Below are 6,422 nucleotides of genomic sequence, written 5' to 3' on the forward strand. Positions count from 1 at the left end.
CACTTGCTAGAAGGCCGGCCTGCGATCATTTCGCGGCCACGCTGACCAGCGTGTCGTAGATGAAAGCCGTACCCTCCTTCAAGGATTTGACGGCGATGCGCTCGTCATTGCCGTGCATGCGCTCCAGCGTTTCATTGTCCAGCGGGTAGGGATAGATGCCATAGGTCGGTATGCCGCGGTCCCGCCAGGCGGAAGCATCCGTGCCGGCCTCGAACAGGGCCGAAACCACGGTGGCTTCGGGCCAGGTCTTCTTGCCGGCCGTTTCGAGAGCCTTGAACAGGGGCGTATCGGTCGGGGATGCCTCGGCTTCCGTGCGCTTCTTGTAATAGGCCTTGGCATCGTCTTCCGAAAGGCTGGAGTCGACGCTGATCTTGATATCCGGATCGGCGATGGCTTTCTCGACCTGGCTTCGCACGTCCCAGGGTGTCGAGCCTGGCACGAGGCGCACATTCACATAGGCTTCGGCCGTGCCGGGAATGACGTTTTCCTTCACCCCGGCCTTGATGATCGTCGTCGCCACCGTATTGCGCATCAGGGCATGCCAGAGCAGCGGATAATCGCCGGTGGCGGAGACGCGTTTTCCGGCTTTCTTCAGCGCCGAAGGGTGGTTGCTCGAGGCCAGCGTCTGGAGATCCCGCTTCATCTGCCCGGTTGCGCTCGAGGCAAGGGCCTGGAAATAGGCCTTGGTCTGGCCGGTGAGGGTGGGCTCGGTGTCCCACACCGACAATTTCGCCAGGGCCCGGGTCAGTTTGCCGACCGCGCTGTCCGGTTGCGGGCGCGAGGAGTGGGTGGGCGTACCCGTCACCTTGAGCCGGAGGCCTGCATAGATCTTGTCACGCGTCGTGATGTTGACCTGCCGGGTGACCCCTTGCTTGTCCTGGAAGATCCAGCCGCCTTCGTTCAAGACGAATTCGGCATCGATCTTGTCCCAGTGATTTTTCGCCAGCCAGTCGGTGCCGTAGTCGCCGGCTTCTTCGTCGGCCTCGGCCAGGAAGATCACGTCCCTCGACAGTGCGACGCCGCTCTTCTTGAGATCGAGGAGCGCCTGGACGAACACCGCCTGTCCGCCCTTGAAGTCCATGGCGCCCCGCCCCAGGACGTAGCCATCCTTGATTTCGCCGGCAAACGGATCGACGCTCCAGGTGTGCCGTTCGACCGGCACCACATCCGAATGCGCAGCCAGAAGCACGGGCTTCTTGCTGCCATCGCCCTTCAGGCGCGCGATGAAGTGAGCCACCCCATCCTTGGGGGTCTTGATGATTTCATTTTCGATGCCGGCATCGTCGAAGACCTTTTTGAGGTAGGTGACTTCCTCCAGCGTTCGTCCCGGCGGGTTGGATGTGTCGAAGCGCAGGAGCTGCTGAAGAAGCGCGACGGTCTTGTCGGATTCCTGAACCGCAAGAGGGGAGGTTGAACCTATAAGGGCGATGACGCCCAAAGCCGCAGCGCAATTTGAAAGAATAGATGGACCCAATTTCATAACTTTTCCTCTTGGTATTCTATTTTTTTACGAACATTGCTCCTCTTTCCGGGCGCTTTATGTTGATTACCCTAGCCGAAAAACCTCCTACGACAAGCTGCGATAAATCGATACAACATGCCTGTCCTTGACCGGGCCGAAACAATGCAAGCCGTTGCCGGGAATTCGGGTCTGCGCTTGCGACCGGGGCTCCTTCCGAATGCCGCCACACTTGTTACTCCCACCCCTCCGCCTCCCGGTGGCACTCTCTCCTCACCGATAAAGAACCAAGGGCGGCGCGTGCCGATGCGCTTGAAGCATGCGGTACGGTGGGCGCCCGGATGAGGAGATTTGCGATGACCACTCCAGCCGGAAATGGACAGAACGGAGCCACGGGCATGCACACCCCGCCGGTGGTGTCGCCGCAGGAATGGCAGGCGGCCCATGAGCGGCTGCTGGCGATGGAAAAGGCCCACACCCGCGCCCGCGATGCCCTGGCTGCCCAGCGCCGGCGCATGCCCTGGATGGCGGTGGAGAAGGCCTATGTCTTCGAGGGGCCGCAGGGGCGCGCAAGTCTCGCCGAGCTGTTCGAGGGCCGCAGCCAACTCATCGCCTATCGCGCCTTCTTCGAGCCGGGCGTATTCGGCTGGCCCGACCATGCCTGCCGAGGCTGCTCGATGGTGGCCGACCAGGTCGCCCATCTTTCCCATCTCAATGCCCGCGACACCACGCTTGTCTTCCTCTCGCGGGCGCCGCAGGGCGATATCGCCAGGCTGAAGCAGCGCATGGGCTGGACCATGCCATGGTACACCGTGCTCGACGATTTCGACTGGGATTTCGGCGTGGGCGAGTGGCACGGCACCAATGTGTTCTACCGTGACGGCGAGCGGATCTTCCGCACCTATTTGGTCAACAGCCGCGGCGACGAGCAGATGGGCGGCACCTGGAACTATCTCGACATCACACCGCTCGGCCGCCAGGAGGTCTGGGAGGATTCGCCCGAAGGCTATCCGCAGACGCCGCCCTATAAATGGTGGAACTGGAACGATGCCTATGTCGCCGGCGCGGCACCCGACAGGCGCTGGGTCGAGGTCTCAGATGTGGGCGAGGCAAGCTTCCGCAAATAAGAAAGTCGATGGCTCCCGGCGGGGTGGCCTCCATTCCATCCGGTGACGGAGCGAGATCGGCGCGCTGGTGCAGGCCTTGCCTGTGTGGGAGCCCGCTTGCCGGCTTGCCAGGGCTGGCGGGCGCCCGCATGATCGTCGGGCAAGGAGGCCGACATGCCCAACGAGATCACGCTGAGCGAGCTGCTGCACCAGGAGGCGGTGCTCACCTTTCCAGCCTTCGACAACGAGATTGCCATTGATCTGGGCACGCTGGCGCTTGGCATTGCCCGCGAACGCGCCTTGCCGGTGGCGATCAATGTTACGCGCAACCGCCAGCAGCTCTTCCATGCTGCCCTGGCCGGCACTTCGCTCGACAATGACCAATGGATCGCCCGCAAATCGGCGGTGGTCTACCGGTTCGCACATTCCTCCTTCTATATGGGCCATTCGACGCTGCCGGGCGGCCCCTCCTTCCACGATCGCTTCATGGTCGACCCCAAGGAATATGCCGCGCATGGCGGCAGTTTTCCGATCATCGTTGAGGGCACCGGCCTGGTCGGCGCCATCACCATATCGGGCCTGCCCCAGCAGGCCGACCATGAACTGGTGGTGGAGATCATCACCCGCTTCCTCGAGCAGCGCTTCGGCAAGAAGGCATTGTAGCGCTCCTCCCGCCCGCAGGCCTGGTGCCGGTCGGCATTCCGGTGCAACTATGGGCTTCCGAGTTGGTGGCGACGGCGTGGCGCCGAAGGATGCCGAGACGGTGGCACGCAATCTTGCCATCCTGCCGGAGATGCATGCCGCCGCCAAAGCCGGGCATTTAGCCTTCCTGGCGCCCTGTAGCGCCGAGTCTGCCAAGGCCGCCGCCGATTTCGGCGAGGCGGAGATCTGCGCGGATGGGGCAGGCTTCGATCGATTGCCTTCCATCGAGGCTTCAACGCCGAGCTCCTCGACTTCTTCCGGCGGCACCTTGGCGCAGGGCAGGGGCCTTGAGCCGCTGGCCGCCCTCATGCGATGGGTGTTTTGTCGGAGCAGCGTTGGCGCCAGCTCCGCGGTTCCGATCGAAAGCCCCCGCGATGAGTGTCACTATCTATCACAATCCGGCCTGCGGCACTTCGCGCAACACCCTCGCCATGATCCGCCAGTCGGGCGAGGAGCCGGTGGTCGTCGAGTATCTCGACACTCCACCCTCGCGGGACAAGCTCGTCGCACTGCTGGCCGCCATGGCGATGCAGCCGCGCGACTTGCTGCGCGAGAAGGGCACGCCCTATGCCGAGCTCGGCCTGGGTGACCCGAAATGGAGCGACGAGCAGATCATCGACTTCATGCTGGCGCATCCGATCCTGATCAACCGGCCCATCGTCGAGACGGCACATGGTACGCGCCTGTGCCGTCCTTCCGAGGCGGTGCTCGACCTGCTCGACCGGCCGGTCGAGCACTTCATCAAGGAAGATGATGAAGTCGTGACCTATCGTCGGACCTGATTGCGACTGATCCAGACATGCATGCGGAACGCTCGCCCGTCGCGGCCATCATCGCCCTAGGCGTCACCCAGATCATCGGCTATGGCACGCTCTATTACAGTTTCAGCATCCTGGCCGCCGATATGGCGAAGGGCCTGGGCTGGACCACCGAATGGGTGTTCGGCGCGCTCTCGGCCGCGCTGCTGATCGGCGGTGCCACGGCGCCCTGGGTCGGTCGGCTGATCGATGCGATCGGAGCGGGCCGCGTGATGGCGGTCGGTTCCCTGGCTGCTTCGGCATCATTGGCTGCCTGTGCGCTGGCGCCGGGCGGCGTGGCCTTCGTGGCGGCGCTGATCGCGATGGAGACAGCCTCCAACCTGGTGCTCTACGGCGCTGCCTTCGCCTTGCTGGTGCAGATCCGCCCGCGGGCTGCCCAGCGCAGCATCACCTATCTCACCTTGATCGCGGGCTTTGCCTCCACTGTGTTCTGGCCTGTTACCACCGCTTTGCATGAGCGCATGAGCTGGCAGGACGTCTATCTCGTCTTCGCCGGGCTCAATCTGGCGGTCTGTTTTCCCCTGTATGTCTGGCTCTCGCTTGGGTTGTCGAAGCAGGGTGGTGCGGCCATCGGGCAGCAGTCGGCGGTGGCGGGCCTGCTCGCGCCCGCCCAGCGCAAGGCAGGCTTTCGGCTGATGCTCGTCGGCTTTGCCGCCTTGTCGCTAGTGGTTGCGGCCATCCTGGTCCACATGATCCCGCTGCTGTCCGGCCTCGGGCTCGGAACGTCGGCGGCGGTGGTCGGCACGCTGTTCGGCCCGTCCCAGGTGCTCAGCCGCCTGGTCAACATGGTGTTCGGGCGCAATCTGCCGCCGATCGCCCTCGCGCTGATCGCGGCGACGCTGATGCCGGCCTCCGTCGCCCTGCTCGCCCTCACGGCGCCCTCCACCACGGGCGCGATGGTGTTTGCGGTGGTGTTCGGCCTGGGCAACGGGCTGTTCAGCATCGTGATCGGTACCCTGCCGCTGGCTTTGTTCGGCAGCGAAGGGTATGGCACGCTGCAGGGCAAGGTGATGGCCGCCCGCCTGATCGTGGCCGCGATGGCGCCCTTTGCCTTCGCCTTCGCGCTGACCACCATCGGCGCCGGCCTGTCCCTGGCGGTGACGGCCCTGCTGGGCGGGCTCGGCGGACTGTCCTTCCTGGCGATCCGCTTCCTGGTGGGGCCGGCGCGGGCCGCTTGACGGTTGGGGCCGGCAATCGGCTCGAATGGGAGGATGCTGCATGACTGGCCGCTTGACGATCGAGGTCGGGCTGGTGCGCCGCCTGGTCGACAGCCAGTTTCCCGATTGGGCCGATCAGCCGGTCCGGCCGGTCGAGCGCAATGGCTGGGACAACTCCACCTTCCGCCTCGGCGAGGACAAGAAGGTGCGTCTGCCGACCGCCGCCTCCTATGTGCCGCAGGTCGAGAAGGAATGGCGCTTTCTGCCCGCGCTGGCCCCGCATCTGCCCTTGCCGATCCCAGCCCCGCTTGCCCTCGGCCGCCCGGCGGAAGGCTATCCCTATCCCTGGTCGGTCCAGCGCTGGATCGAGGGCAAGCCGGTGGTGTTCGAGCAACTCACCGATCCCGTCGGATTTGCGGCCGATCTTGCGCAGTTCCTGCTGGCCCTGCAGCGCGCGCCCGCCGAGGGGCCAGCCGCCGGGGCGGATAATTTTCATCGCGGTGGGGCGCTCTCAGTCTACGACGCCGAGACGCGGCGTTGCCTCGATCGACTTGCGGGCGAGATCGATGCCGCTGCGGCGGGCCAGGTCTGGGAGGCGGCACTGGCGGCGCAATGGCAATCGCCGCCCGTCTGGGTGCATGGCGATATCGCCGTCGGCAACCTGCTGCTGCGCAAGGGACGGCTGAGCGCCGTGATCGATTTCGGCAGCAGCGCGGTCGGCGATCCTGCCTGCGACCTGGTGATCGCCTGGACCTTCCTGCGGGGCGAAAGCCGTGCGGCTTTCAAGGCAAGACTGTCGGCGGCGGGATTTGACGAGGCGATCTGGGCCCGTGCCCGCGGCTGGGCCCTGTGGAAGGCCCTGCTCATCTGCTGCGGTCATGGCAGTACGCTGCCGACCGAGCTGTCAGCCAGGAAGGTGATCGCTGCGGTGCTGGACGAGCATGCCGGAAGCGCTTCTGCGCCGTCTTGAAGGGGCCGCCCCCGCCCCCGACCCGCGTGCGGCCAGGGGCGGCACTTTTCTCCAACGTCAATGGTGGCCCGGTCCCTCGACCTTCACCTCGCTGCCATTGGCATCATAGAGCTTGCCGTTGAGGAAATAGTCACCCTCATGCAGCATCGAGATGTCCTGGTAGCGCAGAGTGCGCTCCATGCCGGCGACGAACACCGATTGCTGGTCGGA

At 64.8% G+C, this 6,422-nt stretch carries 6 protein-coding genes and 1 pseudogene; 5 read left to right on the forward strand and 2 right to left on the reverse strand.

Translation table 11 applies throughout. The annotated features are described in order from the left end of the window. Positions 1-25: 25 nt before the first annotated feature. Positions 26-1,480, reverse strand: coding sequence for a M20/M25/M40 family metallo-hydrolase (locus ABXS05_RS33725; protein WP_367626925.1), 1,455 nt, complete (start codon positions 1,478-1,480; stop codon positions 26-28). A 335-nt stretch (positions 1,481-1,815) separates the two neighbouring features. Here ABXS05_RS33725 and ABXS05_RS33730 point away from each other — a divergent pair, with 335 nt between their 5' ends. The 5 genes from ABXS05_RS33730 to ABXS05_RS33750 all read left to right on the forward strand — a co-directional run bounded on the left by ABXS05_RS33730 (position 1,816) and on the right by ABXS05_RS33750 (position 6,212). Further along, positions 1,816-2,586, forward strand: coding sequence for a DUF899 domain-containing protein (locus tag ABXS05_RS33730; protein WP_367626926.1), 771 nt, complete (start codon positions 1,816-1,818; stop codon positions 2,584-2,586). A gap of 153 nt (positions 2,587-2,739) precedes the next feature. Next, the gene (locus tag ABXS05_RS33735; RefSeq protein WP_367626927.1) at positions 2,740-3,228 is read left to right on the forward strand and encodes a heme-degrading domain-containing protein; all 489 of its coding nucleotides are present in this window, start codon (positions 2,740-2,742) and stop codon (positions 3,226-3,228) included. Positions 3,229-3,641: 413 nt separating this feature from the next. Then, positions 3,642-4,049 (forward strand): arsenate reductase (glutaredoxin), encoded by a 408-nt coding sequence (arsC, locus tag ABXS05_RS33740; RefSeq protein ID WP_367626928.1) that lies wholly within the window; start codon positions 3,642-3,644, stop codon positions 4,047-4,049. Positions 4,050-4,066: 17 nt separating this feature from the next. After that, entirely contained in the window at positions 4,067-5,263 is a 1,197-nt protein-coding gene (arsK, locus tag ABXS05_RS33745) for an arsenite efflux MFS transporter ArsK (protein ID WP_311942988.1), read from the forward strand. A 40-nt stretch (positions 5,264-5,303) separates the two neighbouring features. Then, positions 5,304-6,212 (forward strand): aminoglycoside phosphotransferase family protein, encoded by a 909-nt coding sequence (locus ABXS05_RS33750; RefSeq protein WP_367626929.1) that lies wholly within the window; start codon positions 5,304-5,306, stop codon positions 6,210-6,212. 57 nt (positions 6,213-6,269) lie between these two features. Here the strand turns inward: ABXS05_RS33750 and ABXS05_RS33755 are convergent. Next, a pseudogene (locus ABXS05_RS33755) lies at positions 6,270-6,422 on the reverse strand (purine permease); the annotation flags it as partial.

The organism is Labrys neptuniae (assembly GCF_040797145.1).
Taxonomy (GTDB): Bacteria; Pseudomonadota; Alphaproteobacteria; order Rhizobiales; family Labraceae; genus Labrys; species Labrys neptuniae.

Coding starts and splice junctions, on each gene's coding strand:
- arsC (WP_367626928.1), top strand. CDS start 3,642: ATGAGTGTCACTATCTATCACAATCCGGCCTGCGGCACTTCGCGCAAC.
- ABXS05_RS33750 (WP_367626929.1), top strand. CDS start 5,304: ATGACTGGCCGCTTGACGATCGAGGTCGGGCTGGTGCGCCGCCTGGTC.
- arsK (WP_311942988.1), top strand. CDS start 4,067: ATGCATGCGGAACGCTCGCCCGTCGCGGCCATCATCGCCCTAGGCGTC.
- ABXS05_RS33730 (WP_367626926.1), top strand. CDS start 1,816: ATGACCACTCCAGCCGGAAATGGACAGAACGGAGCCACGGGCATGCAC.
- ABXS05_RS33725 (WP_367626925.1), bottom strand. CDS start 1,480: ATGAAATTGGGTCCATCTATTCTTTCAAATTGCGCTGCGGCTTTGGGC.
- ABXS05_RS33735 (WP_367626927.1), top strand. CDS start 2,740: ATGCCCAACGAGATCACGCTGAGCGAGCTGCTGCACCAGGAGGCGGTG.